The organism is Halomonas sabkhae (assembly GCF_030409265.1).
Taxonomy (GTDB): domain Bacteria; phylum Pseudomonadota; class Gammaproteobacteria; order Pseudomonadales; family Halomonadaceae; genus Halomonas; species Halomonas halmophila.
The window spans coordinates 10,073-35,673 of record NZ_JAUFPM010000003.1; the positions used below are offsets into that span (position 1 = coordinate 10,073).

The window sequence follows — 25,601 nt, forward strand, 5'->3', positions numbered from 1 at the left end:
TGCAGCTCCGGAATCAGGTCCGAGGGGCGCGACAGGTGGAAGGCGCCGGAGGCGATGAAGAGGATGTGGTCGGTCTTCACCATGCCGTGCTTGGTCGACACCGTGGAGCCCTCGATCAGTGGCAGCAGGTCGCGCTGCACGCCTTCGCGGGAGACTTCGCCGCCGCTCGACTGGCCGCTGCCCTTGGCGACCTTGTCGAGCTCGTCGAGGAAGACGATGCCATGCTGCTCGACGGCCTCGATGGCGCGCTGCTTGATGTCATCCTCGTTGACCAGCTTGGCGGCTTCCTCGTCACGCAGCAGCGAGAAGGCATCCTTGACCGCGACACGACGCGTCTCGGTCTTCTGCTTGCCCATGCTGGAGAACATGCTCTGCAGCTGGCTGGTCATTTCTTCCATGCCCGGCGGGGTCATGATGTCCATGCCCTGACCCTGGGGCGTGACCTCGATATCGATTTCCTTGTCGTCGAGTTCGCCCTCGCGCAGCTTCTTGCGGAAGCTCTGGCGGGTGGCGTTGTCGGTGCGCGGCTGGTCTTCCTGGCCGCGCGGCGGTGGCAGCAGCACATCGAGGATGCGGTCCTCGGCGGCATCCTCGGCACGATGACGTACCTCGTCCTTGGCCTGCTCGCGCACCAGCTTGATGGCGGCTTCGGTGAGGTCGCGGATGATCGATTCGACATCGCGGCCCACATAGCCCACTTCGGTGAACTTGGTGGCCTCGATCTTGATGAAGGGCGCGCCGGACAGCTTGGCCAGGCGGCGGGCGATCTCGGTCTTGCCGACACCGGTGGGGCCGATCATCAGGATGTTCTTGGGTGTGACTTCCTGGCGCAGCTCCTCGTCGAGCTGCATGCGACGCCAGCGGTTGCGCAGGGCGCTGGCCACGGCACGCTTGGCGTCCTGCTGGCCGATGATGTACTGGTCCAGGGCATGGACGATTTCGCGGGGGGTCATCTGAGTCATGATCAGAGCTCTTCCAGCGTGACGTGGTGGTTGGTGTAGACACAGATATCGCCGGCGATTTCCAGCGACTTCTCGGTGACCTCGCGGGCCGACAGGTCGGTATTCTCGAGCAGGGCGCGCGCCGAGGCCAGGGCATAGTTGCCGCCGGAGCCGATGGCGATGATGCCGCGCTCGGGTTCGAGGACGTCGCCATTGCCAGTGATGATCAGCGAGGCATGCTTGTCGGCCACCGCCAGCAGGGCCTCCAGGCGACGCAGCGCGCGGTCGGTGCGCCAGTCCTTGGCCAGCTCGACGGCCGACTTCACCAGGTTGCCCTGGTATTTTTCCAGCTGGGCCTCGAAGCGTTCGAACAGCGTGAAGGCGTCGGCGGTACCGCCGGCAAATCCGGCCAGTACCTGGCCACGGTAGAGGCGACGCACCTTGCTGGCGTTGCCTTTCATCACGGTATCACCCAGTGAGACCTGGCCATCGCCGGCCAGAGCCACCTGGTCGCCGCGGCGCACGGAAACGATCGTGGTCATGGAGGGAACTCCTTGTGGAAGCGAATGGCTCCCGATGACTGGCGGCGTCAGCGGGCTGACGCCGAGAACTAGCGTTATCCGGATAGGTGCGGGCAGCCGGGGGGAAATTCAACCGCCTGATGCGGGGCGGCAGGGCCGCCCCGTGGTCAGTTCTGCAACTGGATGAGCAGCGGCTCGATGCCCTGGGTGACCATCAGGTCCTGGGCGCGGGCGAGTTCGTTGCGGTCGGTGTAGGGACCGGCCTGAACACGGTGCCAGGTGGCGCCATCGCCGGTCTTGACCTCGGTGATGTTGGCCAGCAGGCCGAAATCCTTGAGGCGGTTGGCCAGTTTCCGGGCGTCGGCCGTCGAACGGAAGGAGGCCGCCTGCAGCATGTAGCGGCCGCCTTCCTCGACTTGAGGCTGGCTGGAGGATGGTTCCGAGGACTGGTTGGTATTGGCGGCGATGACCTCGGCGATCGGATCATCGGCAGGCGCGTCGCTGCTGGTGTCCGACTCGTCGCCGTCAGTGTCCTCGCCTTCCTGAGCCTGATCGCGAGAGGGCGGCGTGGCGGTGGATTCGGGCATGTTGCCGCCCGGGGCGACGACTTCGGATTCCGGCAGCAGGGTGTAGAATTCGAAGGTCGGCATGGCCGGTTCGCTGGGCTCGGCGTCGGCCTGTGACGCCGACTCGTCGTCCGCCCCGTCAGTCGCGGCCTCCTCGGTGGCCTGAGGGGCAACGGCGGTTTCGGGCGATGTCGTGTCGGCCTGCCAGGGAGCGGTGCCGTGCTGGTGCTGGGAAATCAGGAAACCGGCCACCAGGCCGCATAGCCCCCAGAGCCAGCCGGGAACGACACGCCGCGGCGCCGCTTGCTTGGTCTTCGAGCGCTGGTTGGTGGCGCCGCGCTTGCGTGGCGGCGCCTTCTTGCGGGTGGCCATGGCTTACATCTCCTCGGGGGCGCTGACACCCAGCACGTCCAGGCCGTTGCGCAGCACCTGGCGGGTTGCCAGGCCCAGCGCCAGACGGGCATTGCGCGCGGCCGCGTCGTCGACCATCACCTTGACGGCGTTGTAGCAGGTGTGGAATTCCGCGGCGAGGTCCTGCAGGTACTGTGCGACCTGCTGAGGTTCACGGGCGATGGCGGCACGTTCGACGACTTCCGGATAGCGCGACAGCCGGTTGAGCAGGGTCTTTTCCTGTTCGGTATCCAGTCGACCGAGATTGGCCAGGGCCTGGTCGTGGTCGAAGGGGCGTGATTCGGCCTCGGCCTTGCGCAGCATGCTGCAGACACGGGCATGGGCGTACTGCACGTAGTAGACCGGGTTGTCGTTCGACTGGGAGCGCGCCAGGTCGATATCGAAGGTCAGCTGAGAGTCGGCGCGGCGCGCGGCCAGGAAGAAGCGCGTCGCATCGCGTCCCACTTCGTCGATCAGGTCGCGCAGGGTGACGTAGCTGCCGGCACGCTTGGACAGCTTGACCTCGACGCCGGAGCGGGTGACCAGCACCATCTGGTGCAGCACATAGTCCGGCCAGCCAGCGGGGATGCCGGCTTCGAGGGCCTGCAGGCCGGCGCGCACGCGGGTCACGGTGGAGTGATGATCGGCGCCCTGCTCGTTGATCACGGTCGTGAAGCCACGCTGCCACTTGTCCAGGTGGTAGGCGACATCGGGCAGGAAGTAGGTGTAGTGACCATCCTGCTTGCGCATCACCCTGTCCTTGTCGTCACCGAAGTCGGTGGTGCGCAGCCAGGTGGCGCCATCCTGCTCGTAGGTGTGGCCGTTGTCCGCCAGGCGTGCGGCGGTGGCGGCCACCTTGCCTGCGTCATACAGCGAGGACTCGAGGAAATAGACATCGAAGTTCACGCCGAAGGCGTGGAGGTCCAGGTCCTGCTCGCGACGTAGATAGGCCACGGCGAAGTCGCGTATGGCATCCAGATCCTCGGGGTCGCCGCGGCCGGTGACATGGCGGTCATCCGCATGCACGGTCTCGCCGGCCATGTAGCTGCGGGCGACATCCGCGATGTAGCCACCGCGATAGCCGTCCTCGGGCCAGGCGTCGTCGTCCGGGGTCAGCCCCCGGGTGCGTGCCTGAACGGATAACGCCAGGTTGGCGATCTGCGCCCCGGCGTCGTTGTAATAAAACTCGCGGGTGACATCGAAGCCCGAGGCGGCCATCAACCGGCACAGGCAGTCGCCGATGGCGGCGCCACGACCATGGCCGACGTGCAGCGGCCCCGTGGGGTTTGCCGAGACGAACTCCACCTGGACCTTCTGGCCGCGGCCGATCATGCTGCGGCCGTAGGCATCGCCACTGTCGAGGATGTGGCGTACCACCTGGGCGGCGGCGTCGGTCGCGGCGAAGAAGTTGACGAAGCCGGGGCCGGCGATCTCGACCCTGCTGACGGCCTCGCTGTCGGGCAGTGCCGCCACCAGCTTGTCGGCCAGTTCGCGCGGGTTGAGGCCGGCCGGCTTGGCCAGCATCAGCGCCAGGTTGGTGGCGTAGTCGCCATGAGCCTTGTCCCGGGCCGGTTCGACCTTGATGGTCGGCGCCAGCTCGGCGGGAAGAACTCCCTGGTCCCGGAGTTCGGCCAGGGCGCTCTCCAGTAGCGAGATGATGGTGTCTTTCATGGGGCGTCGTCGATGTCCTGTGGCGCGGGCTTGTGGGGAGCGGCGGATGACGCGGCCCGGCAGGACCGCCACCCGGCGCCCCCGGCGCTCGCCCTTCAATGGGCAGTTGGTCGCGTATTATCGACAATTGTGGCGCGGCTTTAAACCCCGGTCGGCAAGGACGCGGCTACGCCGCTTGAAGAGGGAAGAGCGCCCGGCCTGTCGGCCGGGCTGGAAGTCGGAAGGATGGGAACTCGCGCCGAGCCTTGAGTCATGAAACTGCACTTTAGTATCTGGGCCCAACATACTTTCCTGCGCGCCACCTCCTTCTTCCTTCTTTTCTCTTCCAGCCTTCAGCTCAGTGTCTGCGGGTCGATGTCGAGCGACCAGCGGACGCGGCGTGCGCCGGGTTCGGCTTCCATCCAGGCGATCAGCTGGGCGCAGGCGGCGTGCAGGCGGCTGCGTTTGTCGGCGCCGAGCATGATCTGCATGTGGTAGCGGTTCTGGCGGCGTTCCATGGGCGCGGGGACGGGGCCGAGGCAGTCGATGTCCAGCTCGCTCTGCTCGATGAAGGCACGAGTGGCGGTGGAGGCGCTTTCGGCCAGACTGCTGACATCCTGCTCTGCGGGGCTCTCCAGGCGCAGCAGGGCGAGGTAGCGAAAGGGCGGCAGCGCGGCGGCGCGGCGTTCCTCCAACAATTGCTCGGCCAGGGCGTCGTAGCCGCGTGCGGCCAGCAGTCTCAGGTTGGGGTCATCCGGGTGCAGGGTCTGCACCAGGACACGACCCGGATGGGCGGAGCGTCCGGCGCGTCCGGCGACCTGTTCCAGCAGCTGGGCGCTGTGCTCCAGGGCGCGGAAATCGCTGGCGTAGAGGCCGGCATCGGCGTTGACCACCACCACCAGGTTGACGTGCGGCAGGTGGTGCCCCTTGGCCAGCATCTGGGTGCCGACCAGCAGACAGGGCTCGCCGCGCCTGACCTCGGTCAGGGTCTGTTCCAGGGCGTCGCGGCGCCGCGTGCTGTCCCGGTCGATGCGGTGAACCGGGGTGTCGGGAAAACGCTCGGCCAGGGTCTCCTCGGTGCGTTCCGTGCCACTGCCCAGCGGACGCAGGTCGGCGCTGCCGCAATCGGGGCAGGCATCGGGCAGGGGGCGACGGTGGTCACAATGGTGGCAGGCCAGCAGCGGTGGCTGACGATGCAGTGTCATGTGGGCATCGCAGTGATTGCACTCGGCCAGCCAGCCGCAGGCGTGACAGGCCAGGGTGGGCGCGAAGCCCCGGCGGTTGATGAAGACCAGCACCTGATGGCCGGCGTTCAGCGTCGTGGTGATGGCCTCGAGGACCGGCGTGATCAGGCCGCCCTGGCGGGTGCGGCCGCGCAGGTCCACCAGCTCGAGGCGTGCCGGCGCATGCCGGCTGGCACGCTGTGTCAGGCGAAGGTGGTGATAATCCCCGGCAGTGGCGTGCTGCAGGCTTTCCAGGGCGGGCGTGGCGCTGCCCATAACGACCGGGATGGCGTGATGCTGGGCGCGGATGATGGCCAGGTCGCGGGCGTGGTAGCGCAGGCCTTCCTGCTGCTTGAAGGAGCCGTCGTGCTCCTCGTCGACGATGATGGCCCCGGGGCGGGCCAACGGCGTGAAGATGGCCGACCGCGTGCCGATGACAATGGGCGCGCGGCCGCTGGCGGCGGCCTCCCAGGCGTCCAGGCGGTCGTTGTCGGTGAGCCCGGAGTGCAGGGCGACCACGGTGCACTGGAAGCGTTTGCGAAAGCGCTCCAGGGTCTGGGGTGTCAGGCCGATCTCCGGGACCAGTACCAGTGCCTGGCGCTGCCGGGTGATGACCGCCTCGATCAGTTGCAGATAGACCTCGGTCTTGCCGCTGCCGGTCACGCCATGCAGCAGGCAGGGATGGAAGGTATCGAGGCCGGCGTGGAGCCTGGCCATGGCGGCAGCCTGCTCGCCGTTCAGCGGCAGGGCGGGCTCGGCCAGTACCGCCCCCTGCGGCTGTTGCCCGCCGGTCATCGGCTCCTCGTGGCGTTCGACCAGCCCCTTGTTGACCAGCGCCTTGAGTTGTTCGCGAGTGAATGACTGGGCCAGCACGGCCTGGGTGACCAGACCCTGGGCATGCTGCTGCAGCATGTCCAGCAGAGCCGCCTGGCGCGGGGCCCGCGACAGTTCCGGAGGGGCGTCGCCGCGGGCCGCGTGGCTGGCCGTCCAGCGTTCCCGGGTGCGTGGTGTCAGCGAACGGCCCTGGCGCAGCAGGGCGGGCATGGCATTCTGCAGGGTGTCGCCGATGGCATGCTGGTAATAGCGCGCGGTGAAGCGGCACAGCCACAGCCAGTCCGCGGGGAGCGGGGCATCATCCAGCCGGGCGTCGATGGGCTTGAGCTTGTCCAGCGGCAGGTCACTGGTGTCGCGACACTCGATGACGACGCCGACGACCTGGCGGCGGCCGAAGGACACCTGCACACGCAGCCCGGGTTGCCAGCCGTCGGTGGGCGCCGGGCCGTCCGGCCGGTAGTCGAACAGGCGGCGCAGCGGCGAGGGAATGGCGACCCCCAGGACGCTGGGCGTGGTGCAGGATGTGTCGAGCAATTGGCCTCCGGTGCCGGCTCTGCTAGAATACAGGCCCGCCGCGTGACTGTCATCGACGCGGCCAGCCGGTTGAACGTTCCGATAACCCGTATGCGGTGCCTGGCAATGGATCAGGTGGCGGCATACAGCTTTGCGAGGCTCAAGATGAAACAAGGTATCCATCCGAATTACAAGACGGTCAGCGCGACCTGTTCCTGTGGCGCCACCTTCGACGTTGGCACCACATCCGGTCAGGACATCAACCTGGACGTCTGCTCTCAGTGCCATCCCTTCTACACTGGCAAGCAGAAGCAAGCGACCACCGGTGGTCGTGTCGAGCGCTTCAACAAGCGTTTCGGCGCTGCGATGAAGCGCTGAGACCCGCCGCTGCCGGCACGCCTCACGGCTGCATGCCGTCGAGACGCGACGAACCCGCCCTTCGAGGCGGGTTCTTTTGTTTATGGCGCCGCCAATGCGGGCGTGTGACTAATAGCGGCTGCAGGGCACCGGGGGTACGGGAAAGGAATTTGGTTATTTTACGAGAAAAGTCATAAAATAAGTGTGAATATCGCTAAAATGGCGTGAAAACCGGTCGAGTTGAGTCCCTGAGGGTTTTTCTATAATCTTTGCCGCCCTACCGCAAGGCAACCGGATCCATAGCATGACAGATGCGAAGAGACAGGCAGCGCTGGACTATCACGCCCACCCCATCCCGGGAAAACTGTCGGTGGAACTGACCAAGCCCACCGCCACGGCCCGTGACCTCGCCCTGGCCTATAGCCCCGGGGTCGCCGAGCCGGTTCGCGAGATCGCCAAGGATTCGGAAAATGCCTATCTGTATACCGGCAAGGGCAATCTCGTGGCGGTGATCTCCGACGGCAGTGCCATCCTCGGACTCGGCAACCTGGGCCCGCTGGCCAGCAAGCCGGTCATGGAAGGCAAGGGCGTGCTCTTCAAGCGCTTTGCCGGCATCAATGCCACGGACATCGAGGTCAATGCCGAGAGCCCGCAAGCCTTCATCGACACGGTGGCGCGCATTGCCGATACCTGGGGCGGCATCAACCTCGAGGACATCAAGGCACCCGAGTGCTTCGAGATCGAGCGCGCCCTGATCGAGCAATGTCATATCCCCGTCTTTCATGATGACCAGCACGGCACCGCCATTGTCACCGCGGCCGGCATGCTGAATGCCCTGGATATTGCCGGCAAGTCGCTGGAAGAGGCGCGGATCGTCTGCCTGGGCGCGGGCGCGGCCGCGATTGCCTGCATGAAGCTGCTGGTGTCATGTGGCGCACGCTCCGACAATCTGATCATGCTGGATCGCAAGGGAGTGATCCATACCGGACGCGAGGATCTCAACCAGTACAAGGCCATGTTCGCCGTCGATACCGACAAGCGCACCCTGACCGATGCCATCGAGGGTGCCGATGTCTTCGTCGGGCTCTCCGGTCCCGGCCTGATGTCGGCGGACCATATCCGTCGCATGGCCGACAATCCGGTGGTCTTCGCCTGTACCAACCCGGACCCGGAAATCGCCCCGGACCTGGCGCATGCGGCACGCCCCGACGTGATCATGGCCACCGGCCGTTCGGATTATCCCAACCAGGTGAACAATGTGCTGGGTTTTCCGTTCATCTTCCGTGGCGCGCTGGATGTGCGGGCCACGCGGATCAATGAGGAAATGAAGGTGGCGGCCGTGCATGCGCTCAAGGATCTGGCGCGTGAGCCGGTGCCTCGGGCCGTGCTGGAGGCCTATGATAGTCCGGCCATGAGCTTCGGGCGTGACTACATCATCCCGACCCCCATCGACGTGCGGCTGCTCGAGCGGGTCTCCTCGGCGGTCGCTCAGGCGGCCGTGGATTCCGGCGTGGCGCGGCGGCCCTATCCGTCGCATTACCCGCTGAAGACGGTGGATGACGTCTACGCCAGCTGATCGCTGGCACTGGCCCATACGACAATGCCGCCAGCGGGTGAACCGTTGGCGGCATTTTCTGGTGGGTCGTGAGTGGCCAGGGACAGCGCCCTGGCCCGGCACTAGAAGATGGCTTCATAGGTCCCGGTACCCTGGGAGCCGCTTTCCTGCTCGATTTCCTCGTCGACGCGGCGGGGTTGCTGGCTCGGCAGGTAGTCGGCGCGGAAGATTTCCGTGATGCCGCCGCCCTGATTGTCGCCCAGCAGGCGGCCGGTTTCCGGGTCGACCCGGCGTTCGACCACATTGTCGGGGCGCTCGGGCAGGCGCTCCGGGCGTCCTTCCAGGGCCTGGCTCATGAAATCCACCCAGATGGGCAGGGCGGCCTGGGAGCCATACTCGGCGGTGGGCGAGTTGTCGTCCTTGCCGACCCAGACGGTGGCGGCGAGGTCCATGTTGAAGCCGGCAAACCAGGCATCGCGCTGATCGTTGGTCGTCCCCGTCTTGCCGACGATATCCCCGCGCTCGAGGGCCAGGGCGCCACGCGCGGTACCGCTTTCCACCACTTCGCGCAGCATGTCGCGGAGGATGTACATGGAAGCCGGGTCGGCGACGCGCGGCGCGACACGGTAGGTCTCTCCGTCGATCTCGGTGGTCTCCTGGTCGGGCGCACAGTCGCGGCAGGCCACTTCGGGGTCGGCCTGTTCGATAATGGTCTGCTGCTCACCGCGCGAGACACTCTCGATGAACCAGGGCTGCACGCGGAAGCCGCCATTGGCGAGGGTGGCGTAGGCGCGGGTCATTTCCAGCGGCGTCAGGCTGGCACTGCCCAGTGCCAGCGAGAGGCCATTGGGCAGGCGTTGCGGATTGAAGCCGAACTGGTCGAGAAAGTTCAGGGTGTTGCTCAAGCCGATGGATTGCAGCAGGCGAATCGTCACCAGGTTGCGCGAGCGGGCCAGGCCGACACGCAGCCGGGTGGGGCCCCGGAAGTCGCCGCTGGCGTTGTTGGGACGCCACATCTCGCCGCTGCCATCCTGCATGACCACGGGTGCGTCATTGATGACCGTTGCCGGGTTGACCTCGCCGCTTTCGATGCCGGCCAGATAGACGAAGGGCTTGAAGATCGAGCCGGCCTGACGGCGCGCCTGGATGGCGCGATTGAACTTGCTGGCATCGAAGTCGAAGCCGGCCTGCAGGGCGAGAATCGCTCCGGTCTGCGGTTCCATCACGACCAGCGAGCCCTGGGCGCCGGGCTGCTGGGAGAGCCGCCAGCTGTCATCCTCCTGCTGAAGGATGCGCACCAGTGAGCCTGCCTCGGCAATCTCGGCGGCGTTGTTCGGTGTGGCGCCGCGACTGCTCGCGCTGAGGTAGGGGCGCGCCCAGTCGAGGCCTTCCCAGCCGATGGTCACGATCTCGCGGTCGGTGGTCAGCACCCGCATCTCACGGCCTTCACTGGCGATCACGATGGCCGGCTTGAGCGGGCCGAGCTCGGGAGTGCGCTCGAGTACCTGCAGCCAGTTGCTGACATCCCCGTCGATGCCCTCGACGCTGGTCTGGCTGCGTTCAGCGGCCTGACGTGCGGTTTCCATGACCTCCGGGGATTCCGACAGTTCTTCCTCTAGCCCCTGGCGCTCGGTCCGCTCCTGGGCTTCGGCCAGGCTGCGCGGAATATCGGTCTCTTCCGGTCCGCGCCAGCCATGGCGAGTGTCATAGGCAATCAGGCCGTTGGCCAGTGCCTGGCGTGCCATGGGTTGCAGCTCGCTGTCGAGCGTGGTGGTGATGCGATAGCCGCCGGTGTAGGCCTTGTCCTTGAAACGGTCGACGGCGAACTGGCGAGCCATCTCGGCCACGTAATCGGCCTGCACTTCGGCCTTGGTGATATGGCGGCGCGCGGTGACCGGACTCTGGACGGCCTCTTGATAGGTTTGCTGATCGATATAACCCAGGTCGCGCATGCGGAACAGGATCCAGTTGCGGCGAATCAGGGCGCGCTCGGCATTGGCCAGCGGGTTGAATGCCGAGGGGGCCTTGGGCAGGCCGGCGATCATGGCCTGTTCGGCCAGCGTCAGCTCGTCGAGCGGGCGGTCATAGTAGACCTCCGCCGCCGCGGCGATGCCATAGGCCCGGTGCCCCAGGAAGATCTTGTTGACGTAGAGCTCGAAGATGTCCTCCTTGCCGAGGATCTGCTCCATCTCGAGGGACAGCAGGATTTCACGCACCTTGCGGATATAGGTGCGATCCAGAGTCAGCAGGTAGTTGCGGGCGACCTGCATGGTGATCGTCGAGCCCCCCGACTGGATGTCGCCACCACTCTCGACCAGCTCGAAGGCGGCGCGCGCCAGGCCCTTGGGGGCCACGCCGTGGTGGTCGAAGTAGCTGGAATCCTCGGCGGCCAGCAGCGCCTGCACCATGCCTTGCGGTATCTCATCGAACTCCACCGGCATGCGCCGTTCTTCGCCGAACTCGCCGATCAGCTTGCCGTCCCGGGTGAAGATGCGCAGCGGGGTCTGCAGTTCGAAATCCTGCAGCTGTCGCACGTCGGGCAGTCCCGGGGCGAAGTAGAGCGCTGCGCCGACGACGGCCAGCACCGAGGCGGTGGTGAGTGAGACCAGCAGCCAGAGTGCTGAGAAAACCAGGGTTCTGAGGAACTTCATGAAAACGCGGTATCCGTGCTGAAAGCGAGAACGTCGTAGCGAGGTGCGGTCTTGGGCCTTGAGATTCGAGGGCCATTATAGGAAGACGGCAAGGGGACCACCAGCGTGGATCTTTGGCGACAGTCGGTTTGTGTGAAATTTGTCATTTATGGCTACCCTCGAATTACGGATCGTCGAGGCGATTCGTCGCAGCGCACGGAAGCGCTGAATGTCCGCACTGGTTGGAGGTACCTGCCGTGTTGCGACTCGGATCAGCCAGCAAGGGAAGGCTCGGCATCGATATAGGCGCGTCGGCCGTCAAGCTTGTCGAGCTTCGCATGGCGCGCGGCGCAATGCGGCTGTGCGGTCATGGTGTGGCGGCGCTGCCCCGCGGTGCCGTCAGTGACGGGCGCATCCACGATACGGATGGCGTCGTCGAGGCTCTCCAGCGGGTCAGGCGGCAAGCCGGAAGCCGTGCCCAGTGTGCCAGTGTTGCGGTGCCGGCTGAAGCCGCCATCATCAAGTCGCTGTCGTTTCCTGCTGGCTTGACGGAAGACGAGCTCGAGGCGCACCTGCAACTCGAATCCGACCAGCATATCCCCTTTCCGTTCAGTGAAGTGTCCTTCGATTTCCAGCCCCTGGGCGCGTCCGCCGATGACCCCGAACAGCAGGTCGTTCTGCTGGTGGCCTGTCGCCGTGAGGCCGTCGAGCAGCGTGCGCAACTGCTGCATCGTGCCGGCCTGAAGCCGGTCGCGGTGGATGTCGAGACCTTTGCCGTCGAGCGCTCGATGGCAAGGGTCATGGGCCGAACGGGGGCGCCCGACGATGCCGGGGAGCCAGCGGCGCTGGTCGACATCGGCAGTGAGCTCAGCAGCTTCCAGGTGCTGCAGCACGGCCGAACCCTCTATCGACACGAGATGACGCTGGGGAGCCGGGCGCTGCTCGAGGACGTGCTCGACCACGGCGGGGGCACCGCGCCCGACGTCATCCCGGGGAATCACGGCGCTCTGCCCGACGACGATCATGGCCGGCTGTTGGTGCCCTTCGTCGAGGACCTGGCCCAGCAGATCGACAGAGCCCTGCAGCTGTACCATACCGCCGGCCAGCGTCGGGAGGTCAATCACTTGTGGCTGGCGGGTGGCGCCAGCGTGCTGCCCGGGCTGGTCGAACGACTGGCCGAGGCGAGCGGCATGCAGCTCGCCCTGGCCGACCCACTGCACGATGTCGACCGGCACCCGGATGTGGATGCAGCCGCGCTCGCCGGCGTGGCCCCGGGCCTGCTGACGGCGTGCGGGCTGGCGATGCGGGGGTGGACATGACCATCGAGATCAACCTCCTGCCCTGGCGTGATGAACGGCGTGAGGCGCGACGTCGACGCTGGCGCGGCATGCTGCTGGGCTCGGTGCTGCTCGGGCTGGCTCTGGGATACGCCCTGGACATCCATTATGCGGCGCGCCTGGACGCCCAAAACAGCCGCCTGGCCATGATCGAACGCCATATGCAGGCCCTGCAGCCGTCGCTGCAGGCACGCGCGGAGGTGCAGGCGCGTCGCGACGTGCTGGATCAGCGTCTCGTCGCGCTGCGGGCGCGTCTGGGACAGCGCGGTCGAGGACTGGCCCTGTTCAACGGCCTGGCCGCCACCCTGATGGAAGGTGTGACCTATACGCGGCTCGAACAGCGCGAGGACAGGCTGGTACTCAAGGGCGTGGCGGCCAGTCATCAGCATATCGCGGCACAGTTGCAGTCGCTGCGGGCATCGTCTGTCTTCCGCGCGCCTTCGCTGTCGTTGGTGGCGCCGCAGGCGTCCGGCTGGCGTTTTCAGTTCAGCGTCGCGCTCGCGGAGGGTCGCTCATGAAAGGAGAGGCCATCAGACAGCGCCTGGCGCGGGTGGAATGGCGGGAGCTGGACCTTCGCGATGCGGCGCACTGGCCGCCGCTGGTGCAGTGGCTCTGCTGTCTGTTGCTGGTCGTGGCCCTGGCGTCGCTCAGCCTGTATTACCTGGCGCGACCCGACATGCAGGCCCTGACCATGGCGCAACGCGAGGAGGCGGAGTTGCTGAGTCGCTATCGCCACCAGCTGGATAGGGTGGCGAGTCTGCCGCAGCAGCGTGAGCAGCTGGCGCGACATCAGGAGGCTCTGTCCTGGCTTGCCGGGGCCTTTCCCGACTCGTCCGGGATGGCCGCGCTGATCGATGCGATCGGCAGGGCGGCACAGCAAAGCGGCGTGAAACTCGCCAACGTTGAGCTGCAGCCCGTCATCGAACGGCCGCCACTGGTCGTGCACCCCGTCTCCCTGAAAATCTCCGGGGCCTTTCATGACCTGGGCCGGTTCGTGGCGGATATCTCGACGCTCGAGCGCCTGGTGACCTGGCACGAACTGCGCATGGTCGAGAGCGATGCCGGGGTACGGCTATCGCTGCAGGCGCGCGCCTATCAGTTCGTCGCCTCGGGTGAGGAGGGTGGCGAGTGAAGGTCCGGAGCGGCTGTCTTGCGTTGCTGGGGCTGGCCGGGTTGCTGGCGGGCTGTCAGGAGGCTCGGCTCGAGACGCTCGAGCAGCGCCTGCAGGAGTGGCGTGCCGGCGCGGCCGCGCCGCCTGGTCAGGGGCTCATGACCTGGGTGCCGTCCGGAGCGCCGGCCTATCGCCATGCCCGGGCACGCAGCCCCTTTGGAAACGGGCCGCCGCAGGCGCCGACGAGTGCAGGGCCGCCGGCGGAGTCCGGGGCAGGCACCGCCAATGCCGCGGCCGTGGCGCTGGCCGAACTGCGCCTGGTCGGCACCCTGCGGGTGGCCGGTGAGGCCTGGGCCCTGGTCAAGCCACCCGACGGGCGGGTGCAACTGGTGCGTGCCGGCGACTCGCTCGGCGGAGGGAGTGTCCTGGCGGTCGAGGCGACTCGGATACGCCTGATGGCGGGACGCGGCACTGATACGGCAGGCGAAGCCGGGAAACGGGAAGTGCAACTGACGCTGGATGACTGAAGCGTCTGCCGACAGCAAGGAGGCTGGGGACATGACAATCCGGATATGGCGGTTGGTGCTGGTGGGGGTGGCCTGCCTGGTCGGGAGCGGTTCGGTGTCGGGGCAGGTGGCCTCGTCGGGCGACCCGGGTGAGGAGGTGCCGCCCATCTCGTTGAACCTGCGGGACGTGTCGGTGCGCACGGCGCTGGCCACCATCGCCGATGTCACGGGGTTCAATCTGGTGGCCAGCGACAACGTCTCCGGTCGGGTGACCCTGAACCTCGAGGAGGTGCCCTGGCAACAGGCGCTGGCGCTGATTCTCGAGAGTCATGGCCTGGCCAGTCGTCGCCGGGGCAACGTGATCATGGTGGCGCCACGCGAGGCAATGGCCGGGGCGCCGGCCAAGGCGGCCAGCCCGCCGGCGGCGCCGTTGACCACCGAGCGATGGCGCGTCGAGTATGCCCGGGCCGCTGAACTGGCGGCCATGTTGCGCGGCGAGAGTGGTGTCGGGCTGCTCACCGAGCGTGGTCGGGTCGCCGTGGACGAGCGCACCAACAGCCTGCTGGTGCAGGACACGGCCGAGCGGATCGCGGCGGTCCGGCAGATCATCGCGCAGCTCGATGTCGCGGTGCGCCAGGTGCGCATCGAGGCGCGTATCGTGATTGCCCGCGACAGTGTGGCCCGCGAGCTGGGCGTTTCCTGGGGCATCTCCGCCGCTGAGCAGGGCCAGCCGAGCGGACTCAATGCCAGTGGTGCCTCGAGCGGCATCGCCGAGAATGGCGGGTTGGCGGTGGATCTGGGCAGCGCCGAGGCGCCGGGGACCCGCTTTGCCTTCGGCTACCTCGCCGATGATGTGCTCCTCGACCTGGAGTTGCGTGCCCTGGAGAGCGAAGGCAGGAGCCGCATCATTTCCCAGCCCAGCGTGATCACGGCCAATCAGCGTGAGGCCCTGATCAAGCAGGGCACCGAGATTCCCTATCAGGAGGCGACCTCCAGCGGGGCGACCAATGTGGAGTTCAAGGAAGCCGTGCTGTCGCTGAAAGTGACCCCGCGGATCACGCCGGATGATCGCATCATCATGTCGCTTTCCATCAACAACGATACCGTGGCCCAGGAAACCTTCGGCGGGGCGCCGGCCATCGATACCAATCAGATTGCCACCCGAGTGCTGGTCGATGATGGTCAGACCGTGGTGCTGGGCGGCATTCTGACCACCCGGGAGGTCAGTCAGCTGTTCAAGACGCCCCTGCTGGGCGACCTTCCATGGCTGGGCCACCTATTTCGCTATACCGAGAACAGCAGCGATAAGGTAGAGTTGCTGGTATTCATCACGCCTCGAATACTGGTCGAAAATTTGGCGGCTCATTAATGTCAGCACTACCCAACCTCATCCTCGTCGGCCCCATGGGCGCCGGAAAAAGCACCATCGGTCGCCTGCTGGCGGCCGAGCTCGCGCGCGATTTCGTGGACAGCGACCACGAGATCCAGTCACGCTGCGGTGCCGACATTCCATGGATCTTCGATGTGGAAGGCGAGGCCGGTTTTCGCGATCGCGAGGCCCAGATGATCCGTGAGCTCGCGGGGCGCGAGGAGATGGTCATTGCCACGGGGGGAGGCGCCGTCCTGCGTGAGGAAAATCGTCGGGTGCTGCGCGACAGTGGCACCGTCATCTATCTGTATACCACGGTCAGCCAACAACTGCGGCGCACCGCCAAGGACCGCAACCGCCCCTTGCTGCAGCGTGATGACCGCCGCCAGGTGCTCGAGCGGATGTTCGGCGAGCGGGATCCGCTCTATCGGGCGACGTCGGACATCGTGGTACGCACCGACCGGCGCGGTCCGCGCGCCGTGGTGGGCGACATCCTGCGCCGCGTGCAGAGCCTGACCGATCCACTTCACTGCAAGGCCTGATGCCATGAACCAACCCGATGCCGCATTGACGACCCTGCGGGTCTCGCTGGGCGACCGCAGTTACCCGATCCATATCGGCCCCGGTCTGCTGGGCGACCCACAGTGGCTGACGCCGCACCTGGCCGGGCGCCAGGTGATGGTGGTGACCAATGACAGCGTGGCGCCCCTGTATCTCGAGACCCTGAAGCAGGGGCTGCCCGACGACCTGGACGTGCGTGAGGTCATCCTGCCGGATGGCGAGGCGACCAAGAGCCTGGCAAACGTCGAGCGGATCTGGGATGCGCTGCTGGCGGCGGGGTTCAATCGACGCTGTACCCTGATCGCCCTGGGGGGCGGAGTGATCGGCGACATGGCCGGCTATGCCGCCGCCAGCTATCAGCGTGGCGTGGCCTTCATCCAGGTGCCGACGACCCTGCTGGCCCAGGTGGACTCATCCGTGGGCGGCAAGACCGGCGTCAACCACCCGCGCGGCAAGAACATGATCGGCGCCTTCTGGCAGCCCCGGGCCGTGCTGGTCGATACGCATACCCTGGCCACGCTGCCGCCGCGTGAACTGTCCGCGGGGCTCGCCGAAGTCATCAAGTATGGCCTGATTCGTGATGTCGACTTTCTGGCCTGGCTGGAAACCAGCATGGCGATGTTGCGTGACCTCGATGCGGCGGCACTGGCCACGGCCATCGAGCGCAGTTGCAGCATCAAGGCCGAGATCGTCGCCGAGGATGAAACCGAGCAGGGGGTGCGGGCGCTGTTGAACCTGGGGCACACCTTCGGTCATGCCATTGAAACCCATCAGGGCTATGGTCACTGGCTGCATGGCGAGGCCGTGGGCGCCGGTATGCTGATGGCCGCCGAGCTTTCTCATCGGCTGGGCTGGCTCGAAGCATCCGATGTGGCCCGTGTCCGCGACCTCCTGGAGGCCGCCGCCCTGCCGCTGGCGGCGCCGGGCGACATGCGGGCCGAGGACTTCCTGTCGCTGATGCGCCTGGACAAGAAGAACCTCGATGATCGCCTGCGTCTGATCCTGCTGCGCCGGTTGGGCGATGCCTGCGTGCATGATGCGACGCCGCCCGAGATGCTGGTGACATTGCTCGAGGAATTTCCGCGTGCCTGATCGCTGACGCCAATCCTCTGCCCGCATGACGCCCGCGTTTCGAACGCGGGCGTCGTCGTCTGGGGGCAGGTCAGCGCTCTGCTTGCGGTAATCTGCATGTGTTATGCCATATCGGCATGGGGAAATTCGGCCTTATTAGACCAAAGTCGTATGCTTGGCATGGCGAAGCGGAAGCCGTCGTGGGTGCTTTGCAAGCCGTTGAGTTGCAGGGCCTTTTTTATCGATCCGGTGTGCAAGTCGCGGATTTGCTGGACAAAAAAGCGTGATGGAAGCTGTCGGGCGTTGCGCTGCTGGCGAGGGGTGGCTATTCTGGATTGCCTTTTACCGCGCAATAGACAGGCTGCTTTTTCAAGCCTTTATAAAAAGAAAAACCATAAAATATAACACGCAATACTCTTGTATAAAATACCTACCTAGCTGAGGCACGTCCATGAACCGAGGTCTCCACCAGCCCGACGAATTCCGTGACAATTGCGGGTTCGGCTTGATCGCCCACATGGAAGGGCAGGCAAGCCATGACCTGCTGAAGACGGCCATCGAGTCACTGACCTGCATGACCCACCGCGGCGGCATTGCCGCCGATGGCAAGACGGGGGATGGCTGCGGCCTGTTGTTGAAGATGCCCGATGCCTTCATGCGCGACGTGGCCCGCGAGGCGCTGGGCGTCGAGCTGGGCGAGCGCTATGCCGCGGGTGCGGTGTTCCTGCCGGATGATGATGCGCGTGAAGCCCATTGCCGCGAGACCCTGGAAGGCGAGCTCACCCGGCGTGGCCTGAAGGTGCTGGGCTGGCGCGAGATGCCGGTGGACCCGAGCGTCTGTGGCCCCATGGCCCTGGAGTGCCTGCCGCGGATTCGTCAAGTCTTCGTCGAGCCGGGCGACGTCGATGACACGACCTTCGATGTCGAGCTGTTCATGGGGCGTCGCCATGCCGAGCAGGCTCTGGCCGCCGAGACCGATTTCTATGTCAGCTCGCTGTCACCCAAGGTCGTTTCCTACAAGGGGCTGGTCATGCCGGTGGACCTGCCGGCCTTCTATCGTGACCTGGGGGACGAGCGCCTGGAAACGGCGATCTGCGTCTTCCACCAGCGCTTTTCCACCAATACGGCGCCGCGCTGGCCGCTGGCTCAGCCGTTTCGCCTGCTGGCGCACAATGGCGAGATCAACACCATCCAGGCCAACCGTGGCTGGGCCAACTCGCGCAAGGAAAACTTCACCAGCGAGCGCCTGCCCGACATCGCCGAGCTCGACGAGATCGTCAATACCACGGGGTCGGATTCGTCGAGCATGGACAACATGCTGGAAGTGCTGCTTACCGGCGGCATGGACCTGCACCGCGCGGTGCGCATGATGGTGCCGCCGGCCTGGCAGAACGTCGAGATGATGGACGGCGACCTGCGCGCCTTCTATGAATACAACTCCATGCATGCCGAGCCCTGGGACGGGCCGGCGGGCGTGGTCATGACCGATGGCCGCCAGGCGCTGTGCATGCTCGACCGCAACGGCCTGCGACCGGCGCGCTGGGTCATCACTCGCAATGGCTATATCACCCTGGCCTCGGAAATCGGCACCTATGATTACCGGCCCGAGGACGTGGTCGCCAAGGGCCGGGTCGGTCCCGGCCAGGTGCTGGCGGTGGATACCGAGACCGGCGAGGTGCTGCACACCCGCGATATCGACGAGCGGCTCAAGTCGGCCTATCCCTACAAGCGCTGGCTCAAGCAGGAGGCCAACTACCTGGAGTCGGCACTCACCGAGCTGGCCCGCTTCCAGAACATGGACGCCGACAGCCTGGCGGTGCAGCAGAAGATGTTTCAGGTCAGCTTCGAGGAGCGCGATCAGGTGCTGCGCCCGCTGGCCGAGAGCGGCCAGGAAGGCGTCGGCTCCATGGGTGACGACACCCCCATGGCGGTCCTCTCCCGCAAGCAGCGTTTGCTGACCGACTACTTCCGCCAGAAGTTTGCCCAGGTCACCAATCCGGCCATCGACCCGTTGCGCGAGGCCATCGTCATGTCGCTGGAAAGCTGCATCGGCGCCGAGCGCAATGTCTTCAAGTCGACCCCGGAGCATGCCCACCGCCTGATCCTGACCACGCCGGTGCTGTCGCCGCGCAAGTTCACGGCCCTGGTGACGCACGAGGACCCGGCCTTCGCCAGCCAGACCCTGTCGCTGGCCTATGATCCGCAGACCACCGGGCTCAAGGCGGCGCTGCAAGCGCTGTGTGCCGAGGCGGAAGAAGCCGCACGCGGCGATCGGGTGCTGCTGGTGCTGTCGGATGCCGAGCTCGAGAAGGGGCAGCTGCCGATCCAGGCGGCGCTGGCCGTCGGGGCCGTGCACCACCACCTGAACAAGACCGCGCTGCGCCCGCGGGTCAACCTGATCGTCGAGACCGGCTATGCCCGCGACGCCCATCAGATGGCCGTGCTGTTCGGCGTGGGCGCCACGGCGGTCTACCCCTGGCTGGCCTATCAGGTCATGGCCGACATGCATCGCACCGGCGAGCTGGTCGGCAATCCGGCGGATGCCCGCGAGAACTATCGCAAGGGCCTGCAGAAGGGCCTGTTCAAGATCCTCTCCAAGATGGGGATCTCGACCCTGGCCTCGTATCGCGGCTCCCAGCTGTTCGAGGCGGTGGGCCTGGCCTCCGAGGTCATGGAGCTTTGTTTCGATGGCATGGCGTCACGCATCGAGGGCACCGGCTTCGCCGAATTGCAGCTCCAGCAGGAACTGCTGGCCAAGGATGCCTGGAAGCCGCGCAAGCATATCGCCCAGGGTGGCCTGATGAAGTATGTGCATGGCCACGAATACCATGCCTACAACCCGGACGTGATCAAGGCCCTGCAGGAAGCCGTGCAGGAAGGCGATTACGCCAAGTGGAAGAAGTTTGCTTCGCTGGTCAACGAACGCGACCCGGCGACCATCCGCGACCTGCTCAAGCTCAAGCCCGCGGAGACGGCCCTGCCGCTGGAGGAAGTCGAACCCGTCGCGGACCTGCTGCCGCGTTTCGACAGTGCCGGCATGTCGCTCGGTGCCCTGTCGCCCGAGGCCCACGAGGCCCTGGCCCAGGCCATGAACGAAACCGGCGGGCGCTCCAACTCCGGTGAAGGCGGCGAGGACCCGGTGCGCTACGGCACCATTCGCAGCTCCAAGATCAAGCAGATCGCCTCCGGGCGCTTCGGCGTCACGCCGGCCTATCTGGCCAATGCCGAGGTTCTGCAGATCAAGGTGGCCCAGGGCGCCAAGCCCGGCGAGGGTGGCCAGCTGCCCGGCGGCAAGGTCAACGGCCTGATTGCGCGCCTGCGCTATGCGGTGCCCGGCGTGACGCTGATTTCGCCGCCGCCGCACCATGACATCTATTCCATCGAGGACCTGTCCCAGCTGATCTTCGACCTCAAGCAGGTCAACCCGGAGGCCCAGGTCTCGGTGAAGCTGGTCTCGGAGCCCGGCATCGGCACCATCGCCACCGGTGTCGCCAAGGCCTATGCCGACCTGATCACGGTATCCGGCTATGATGGCGGCACGGCGGCCAGCCCGCTGACGTCGATCAAGCATGCCGGCAGCCCCTGGGAGCTCGGCCTGCCCGAGGTGCACCAGGCGCTGCGCGTCAACGGCCTGCGCGACAAGATACGCCTGCAGACCGATGGCGGCCTGAAGACCGGCCTCGACGTGATCAAGGCGGCCATCCTGGGCGCCGAGAGCTTCGGCTTCGGCACGGCTCCGATGGTGGCGCTGGGCTGCAAGTACCTGCGCATCTGCCACCTCAACAACTGCGCCACCGGTGTCGCCACCCAGCATCAGGCGCTGCGCGACGAGCACTTCCGCGGCACGGTGGACATGGTCAAGCACTATTTCCGTTTCATCGCCGAGGAAGTACGCGAGCTCATGGCCATGCTGGGGGTTCGCCAGCTGACCGACCTGATCGGGCGTACCGATCTGCTCGAGATCCTGGAAGGCACCACGGCGTCGCAGCGCGGGCTGGACCTGTCGCCGCTGATGACCAACGACTTCGTGCCGGCCGAGGCGCCACAGTTCTGTCGCGTGAATCGCAACGTGCCCCACGACCCCGGGGCCAAGAACCAGGAAATGCTGGCGGCGCTGAAGACGGCCATCGAGACCAGGTCCGGCGGTGAGTTCGACTTCGCCATCACCAACTGTGACCGCAGTGTGGGTGCTTTGGTCTCCGGTGCCATCGCCAAGCGCTATGGTGAGGCCGGCCTCGAAGACGCGCCGCTGACGGTGCGTTTCCGCGGCGTGGCCGGCCAGAGCTTCGGGGTCTGGAACGCCCGTGGCCTCCATCTCTACCTGGAAGGCGATGCCAACGACTATGTCGGCAAGGGCATGAATGGTGGCCGAGTGGTGGTCGTGCCGCCTCGCGAGAGTCATTTCGAGAGCCACAGGACCGCCATCATCGGTAATACCTGCCTGTATGGCGCCACCGACGGCAAGCTGTTCGCCTCCGGTACGGCCGGCGAGCGCTTCGGGGTGCGCAACTCGGGCGCCCATGCGGTCATCGAGGGCGCCGGTGATCACTGCTGCGAGTACATGACCGGCGGCGTGGTGGCGGTGCTCGGCGAGACCGGCATCAACTTCGGTGCCGGCATGACCGGCGGCTTTGCCTATGTCTACGACGAGGACCGCACCTTCGTCGACAAGTACAACCACGAACTGGTGGAGATTCACCGGGTCAACACCGAGGCCATGGAGGCCCATCGCCGACACCTGAGGGAAGTCATCGAGGAGTTCGTCACTGAAACCGGCTCACAGCGCGGGCGCGACATGCTCGAGGACTTCAGCGACTACATCCGTCATTTCTGGCTGGTGAAGCCCAAGGCGGCGAGCCTCGCCAGCCTGCTGGATCAGTCCCGGAGCCAACCGGAATGACAATGGCGCATCGATCAGGTTCGTTCTCCAGGAGCACACAACATGGCTAACCGTCTGCACAACGACTTTCAGTTCATCGATGTCGGGCGCCAGGACCCCGACAAGAAGCCGGCGCGCACGCGAGCGAAACAGTTCGCCGAGATCTACGAGCCCTATCAGCCGCAGGATGCCGCGGCCCAGGCGCATCGCTGCCTGCACTGCGGCAATCCCTACTGCGAGTGGAAGTGCCCGGTGCACAACTATATTCCCAACTGGCTGCAGCTGGTCAGCGAGGGCAATATCCTGGAAGCCGCCGAGATGTCGCATCGCACCAACTCGCTGCCGGAGGTCTGCGGCCGCGTCTGCCCGCAGGATCGCCTGTGCGAGGGCGACTGCACGCTGAATGACGGCTTCGGTGCGGTGACCATCGGCTCGGTGGAGAAGTACATCACCGACACCGCCTTCGCCATGGGCTGGCGCCCGGACATGTCCAAGGTGTCCTGGACCGACAAGCGCGTGGCGATCATCGGGGCCGGCCCGGCCGGACTCGGCTGCGCCGACATCCTGGTGCGCAGCGGCGTCAAGGCCGTGGTCTACGACAAATACCCCGAGATCGGCGGCCTGCTGACCTTCGGCATCCCCGAGTTCAAGCTCGAGAAGACGGTCATGGAGCGTCGCCGTGCGGTCTTCGAGGAAATGGGCGTGGAGTTCCGCCTCGGCGTCGATGTCGGCAAGGACCTGGCCTTCGACGAGCTGCTCGACGAGTTCGATTCGGTCTTTCTGGGCATGGGCACCTACAAGTACATGGAAGGCGGCTTCCCCGGGGAAGACCTGCCCGGCGTGCACAAGGCGCTCGACTACCTGGTCGCTAACGTCAATCACTGCCTGGGCTTCGAGACCGACCCGGCCGACTATGTCTCCCTCGCCGGCCAGCGGGTGGTGGTGCTGGGCGGCGGCGACACCGCCATGGACTGCAACCGTACGGCGATTCGCCAGGGCGCCGCCGCGGTGACCTGCGCCTATCGGCGTGACGAAGAGAACATGCCGGGGTCACGCAAGGAGGTGGCCAACGCCCGCGAGGAAGGCGTCGAATTCCTGTTCAACCGCCAGCCGGTAGCAGTGGTCGGCGAGGAGCGTGTCGAAGGCATCAAGGTGGTGCGTACCCGTCTGGGCGAGCCCGACGAGAACGGCCGCCAGCGCCCCGAGGTGGTACCCGGGTCCGAGGAAGTGGTGCCCGCCGATGCCGTGGTCATCGCCTTCGGCTTCCAGCCGAACCCGCCTCCCTGGTTCGAGAGTGTGGGCATCGAGCTCGACGACAGGGGCCGGGTCAAGGCGCCGGAAGAGGGCGCCTACGCCTTCCAGACCACCAACGAGAAGATCTTCGCCGGTGGTGACATGGTGCGTGGCTCCGATCTGGTGGTAACGGCGGTGTTCGAGGGACGCCAGGCCGGCGAAGGCATTCTCGATTATCTGGATGTGTGACGCGCTGTTGGCGACGAGCTACGAGCTACGAGCTACGAGCTACGAGCTACGAGCTACGAGCTACGAGCTACGAGCTACGAGCGACGAGCTACGAGCTACGAGCTGCGAGTGAAGAGCTGCGAGTGAAGAGGGAAGAGGGAAGAGGGAAGAGGGAAGAGGGAAGATGCAGGCTGCCAAGCGTGTCGTGGGTCGAACTCTGACTCGGGACAATGCATTGGGGCCCGGGGACTAGTCGAAGAGGAGGTCCGACGCCATGGATGGCGTCGGTAGCCTACAGGGAAGTATTCATGGCGCCTCCTCGCAGACTTGTCGACGGGCCACTCCGCTGTGAATCGCCTCGATGTGGCCAATCGCCAAAATTGAGCGGGCGGTCCGGATCTGCTAATCTGTCGTCCCATCCTGGCGCGGCTTTCTGCCGGGCCTACCGATCACGTTTCGACAGGTTCTCCATGACACGATATATCTTCGTGACCGGCGGCGTTGTGTCCTCACTCGGCAAGGGCATCGCGTCGGCTTCGCTGGCGGCGATTCTCGAGGCCCGCGGCCTCAAGGTCACCATGCTCAAGCTCGATCCCTACATCAATGTGGATCCCGGCACCATGAGCCCCTTCCAGCATGGTGAGGTCTTCGTCACCGAGGATGGCGCCGAGACCGACCTCGACCTGGGGCATTACGAGCGCTTCATTCGCACCAAGATGACCCAGGCCAACAACTTCACCACCGGGCGTGTCTACGAACACGTGCTGCGCAAGGAACGCCGCGGCGACTACCTGGGGGGCACCGTTCAGGTCATCCCGCACATCACCGACGAGATCAAGCGCCGTGTCTACGAAGGCGGCAAGGGCTTCGATGTGGCGCTGGTCGAGATCGGCGGCACGGTCGGTGATATCGAATCGCTGCCGTTCCTCGAATCGATTCGCCAGATTCGCAGCGAACAGGGGGCCAGCAAGGCCATCTTCATGCACCTGACGCTGGTGCCCTATATCCAGACGGCGGGCGAGACCAAGACCAAGCCCACCCAGCACAGCGTCAAGGAACTGCGTTCCATCGGCATCCAGCCGGATATCCTGATCTGTCGCAGCGAAGTCGAGCTCGAGGAAAGCGAACGCCGCAAGATCGCGCTGTTCACCAACGTCGAGGAACGGGCTGTGGTGCCGCTGCAGGATGCCGATACCATCTATCGCATCCCGCTGATGCTGCACGAGCATGGCCTGGACGACATCGTCTGCGATAAGCTGCGTCTCGAACCCGGCGAGGCCAGGCTCGACGAATGGATTCGCGTGCTCGATGCCAAGCTCAACCCGCTCAAGTCGATCAACATCGCCATGGTCGGCAAGTACATGGAGTTGCTGGATGCCTACAAGTCACTGAACGAGGCGCTGATCCACGCCGGCATCCAGTCGCGCATCAAGGTCAACATCGATCATATCGACTCCGAGGACATCGAGCGTCACGGCCCCGAGCGCCTCGCCGGCAAGGATGCCATCCTGGTGCCCGGCGGGTTCGGCGAACGCGGCGTCGAGGGCAAGGTCGCCACGGCCCGCTTCGCCCGCGAGAACAATATTCCCTTCCTGGGCATCTGTCTCGGCATGCAGGTCGCCGTCATCGAGTACGCCCGCCACATGGCCGGCTGGGACGATGCCAACTCCACCGAGTTCACGCGCGACACCCAGCATCCGGTGGTCGGCCTGATCACCGAGTGGATCAGCCCGGAAGGCAAGATCGAGCTGCGCGACGAAGCCTCCGACCTCGGCGGGACCATGCGTCTCGGCGGCCAGGTCTGTCGCCTGGCGCCGAATACCCGCGCCCGCGAGGCCTACGGGGATGACGAGATCGTCGAGCGTCACCGCCATCGTTTCGAGGTCAACAACCAGTTCGTCGAGGGCCTGGAAGAGGCCGGCCTGGTGGTCTCGGGCAAGAGTGTCGATGGCTCCCTGGTCGAGATGGTCGAGCTCCCCGACCACCCCTGGTATGTGGCCTGCCAGTTCCATCCCGAGTTCACCTCGACACCGCGCGACGGCCACCCGCTGTTCACCGGCTTCGTCAACGCGGCACTGGAGCACAGGGCACTGCGCATGCGCGCTCATTCCACGCCTCAGGAGTAA

18 protein-coding genes are annotated in these 25,601 nt (G+C 65.8%); 12 read left to right on the forward strand and 6 right to left on the reverse strand.

Going from position 1 to position 25,601, the window contains the following annotated elements:
• From hslU to QWY79_RS01840, 5 genes are all read right to left on the reverse strand, one after another.
• On the reverse strand, positions 1-962 hold a 962-nt coding region (gene hslU, locus QWY79_RS01820), incomplete at its 3' end, for an ATP-dependent protease ATPase subunit HslU (RefSeq protein WP_290269327.1).
• A gap of 2 nt (positions 963-964) precedes the next feature.
• Positions 965-1,483 carry an ATP-dependent protease subunit HslV gene (gene hslV / locus QWY79_RS01825; RefSeq protein WP_290269329.1) on the reverse strand — a complete coding sequence of 173 codons (519 nt, stop codon included), beginning with the start codon at positions 1,481-1,483 and terminating at the stop codon, positions 965-967.
• A 146-nt stretch (positions 1,484-1,629) separates the two neighbouring features.
• Complete coding sequence (locus tag QWY79_RS01830) at positions 1,630-2,400, reverse strand: SPOR domain-containing protein (RefSeq protein ID WP_290269331.1); 771 nt, start codon at positions 2,398-2,400, stop codon at positions 1,630-1,632.
• Positions 2,401-2,403: 3 nt separating this feature from the next.
• Positions 2,404-4,089, reverse strand: a complete 1,686-nt coding sequence (argS, locus tag QWY79_RS01835) for an arginine--tRNA ligase (protein WP_290269333.1) — start codon at positions 4,087-4,089, stop codon at positions 2,404-2,406.
• A 332-nt stretch (positions 4,090-4,421) separates the two neighbouring features.
• The gene (locus QWY79_RS01840; RefSeq protein WP_290269335.1) at positions 4,422-6,659 is read right to left on the reverse strand and encodes a primosomal protein N'; all 2,238 of its coding nucleotides are present in this window, start codon (positions 6,657-6,659) and stop codon (positions 4,422-4,424) included.
• A 144-nt stretch (positions 6,660-6,803) separates the two neighbouring features.
• Here QWY79_RS01840 and rpmE point away from each other — a divergent pair, with 144 nt between their 5' ends.
• Positions 6,804-7,016, forward strand: a complete 213-nt coding sequence (rpmE, locus tag QWY79_RS01845; protein WP_141317094.1) for a 50S ribosomal protein L31 — start codon at positions 6,804-6,806, stop codon at positions 7,014-7,016.
• 283 nt (positions 7,017-7,299) lie between these two features.
• Positions 7,300-8,571, forward strand: a complete 1,272-nt coding sequence (locus QWY79_RS01850) for a malic enzyme-like NAD(P)-binding protein (RefSeq protein ID WP_290269336.1) — start codon at positions 7,300-7,302, stop codon at positions 8,569-8,571.
• Between the two features lie 101 nt (positions 8,572-8,672).
• On the opposite strand, the gene QWY79_RS01855 is transcribed toward QWY79_RS01850, so the two are convergent.
• Positions 8,673-11,201 carry a penicillin-binding protein 1A gene (locus QWY79_RS01855; RefSeq protein ID WP_290269338.1) on the reverse strand — a complete coding sequence of 843 codons (2,529 nt, stop codon included), beginning with the start codon at positions 11,199-11,201 and terminating at the stop codon, positions 8,673-8,675.
• A 236-nt stretch (positions 11,202-11,437) separates the two neighbouring features.
• Between QWY79_RS01855 and pilM the strand changes: the two genes are divergently transcribed.
• From pilM to pyrG, 10 genes are all read left to right on the forward strand, one after another.
• A complete protein-coding gene (pilM, locus tag QWY79_RS01860) occupies positions 11,438-12,499 on the forward strand; it encodes a type IV pilus assembly protein PilM (protein ID WP_290269340.1) in 1,062 nt (353 codons plus the stop codon).
• Positions 12,496-13,035 (forward strand): PilN domain-containing protein, encoded by a 540-nt coding sequence (locus tag QWY79_RS01865; RefSeq protein WP_290269342.1) that lies wholly within the window; start codon positions 12,496-12,498, stop codon positions 13,033-13,035. The genes pilM and QWY79_RS01865 overlap by 4 nt, the downstream gene beginning before the upstream one ends.
• On the forward strand, positions 13,032-13,649 hold the full coding sequence (locus QWY79_RS01870; protein WP_290269344.1) for a type IV pilus inner membrane component PilO: 618 nt from the start codon (positions 13,032-13,034) through the stop codon (positions 13,647-13,649). Before QWY79_RS01865 ends, QWY79_RS01870 begins: the two co-directional genes overlap by 4 nt.
• Complete coding sequence (locus tag QWY79_RS01875) at positions 13,646-14,155, forward strand: pilus assembly protein PilP (protein WP_290269346.1); 510 nt, start codon at positions 13,646-13,648, stop codon at positions 14,153-14,155. The genes QWY79_RS01870 and QWY79_RS01875 overlap by 4 nt, the downstream gene beginning before the upstream one ends.
• A gap of 31 nt (positions 14,156-14,186) precedes the next feature.
• Positions 14,187-15,503 carry a type IV pilus secretin PilQ gene (locus tag QWY79_RS01880; RefSeq protein WP_353960354.1) on the forward strand — a complete coding sequence of 439 codons (1,317 nt, stop codon included), beginning with the start codon at positions 14,187-14,189 and terminating at the stop codon, positions 15,501-15,503.
• Complete coding sequence (gene aroK, locus QWY79_RS01885; protein ID WP_290269348.1) at positions 15,503-16,045, forward strand: shikimate kinase AroK; 543 nt, start codon at positions 15,503-15,505, stop codon at positions 16,043-16,045. The genes QWY79_RS01880 and aroK overlap by 1 nt, the downstream gene beginning before the upstream one ends.
• Positions 16,046-16,049: 4 nt before the next feature.
• Positions 16,050-17,156, forward strand: coding sequence for a 3-dehydroquinate synthase (gene aroB / locus QWY79_RS01890; protein WP_290269350.1), 1,107 nt, complete (start codon positions 16,050-16,052; stop codon positions 17,154-17,156).
• A 430-nt stretch (positions 17,157-17,586) separates the two neighbouring features.
• Entirely contained in the window at positions 17,587-22,035 is a 4,449-nt protein-coding gene (gene gltB / locus QWY79_RS01895; protein WP_290269353.1) for a glutamate synthase large subunit, read from the forward strand.
• Between the two features lie 42 nt (positions 22,036-22,077).
• Entirely contained in the window at positions 22,078-23,496 is a 1,419-nt protein-coding gene (locus QWY79_RS01900; RefSeq protein WP_290269355.1) for an FAD-dependent oxidoreductase, read from the forward strand.
• Between the two features lie 449 nt (positions 23,497-23,945).
• Entirely contained in the window at positions 23,946-25,601 is a 1,656-nt protein-coding gene (gene pyrG, locus QWY79_RS01905) for a CTP synthase (RefSeq protein WP_290269357.1), read from the forward strand.

Coding starts and splice junctions, on each gene's coding strand:
- QWY79_RS01870 (WP_290269344.1), top strand. CDS start 13,032: ATGAAAGGAGAGGCCATCAGACAGCGCCTGGCGCGGGTGGAATGGCGG.
- pyrG (WP_290269357.1), top strand. CDS start 23,946: ATGACACGATATATCTTCGTGACCGGCGGCGTTGTGTCCTCACTCGGC.
- QWY79_RS01865 (WP_290269342.1), top strand. CDS start 12,496: ATGACCATCGAGATCAACCTCCTGCCCTGGCGTGATGAACGGCGTGAG.
- argS (WP_290269333.1), bottom strand. CDS start 4,089: ATGAAAGACACCATCATCTCGCTACTGGAGAGCGCCCTGGCCGAACTC.
- QWY79_RS01830 (WP_290269331.1), bottom strand. CDS start 2,400: ATGGCCACCCGCAAGAAGGCGCCGCCACGCAAGCGCGGCGCCACCAAC.
- hslV (WP_290269329.1), bottom strand. CDS start 1,483: ATGACCACGATCGTTTCCGTGCGCCGCGGCGACCAGGTGGCTCTGGCC.
- QWY79_RS01900 (WP_290269355.1), top strand. CDS start 22,078: ATGGCTAACCGTCTGCACAACGACTTTCAGTTCATCGATGTCGGGCGC.
- gltB (WP_290269353.1), top strand. CDS start 17,587: ATGAACCGAGGTCTCCACCAGCCCGACGAATTCCGTGACAATTGCGGG.
- aroB (WP_290269350.1), top strand. CDS start 16,050: ATGAACCAACCCGATGCCGCATTGACGACCCTGCGGGTCTCGCTGGGC.
- QWY79_RS01850 (WP_290269336.1), top strand. CDS start 7,300: ATGACAGATGCGAAGAGACAGGCAGCGCTGGACTATCACGCCCACCCC.
- QWY79_RS01880 (WP_353960354.1), top strand. CDS start 14,187: ATGACAATCCGGATATGGCGGTTGGTGCTGGTGGGGGTGGCCTGCCTG.
- QWY79_RS01855 (WP_290269338.1), bottom strand. CDS start 11,201: ATGAAGTTCCTCAGAACCCTGGTTTTCTCAGCACTCTGGCTGCTGGTC.
- aroK (WP_290269348.1), top strand. CDS start 15,503: ATGTCAGCACTACCCAACCTCATCCTCGTCGGCCCCATGGGCGCCGGA.
- rpmE (WP_141317094.1), top strand. CDS start 6,804: ATGAAACAAGGTATCCATCCGAATTACAAGACGGTCAGCGCGACCTGT.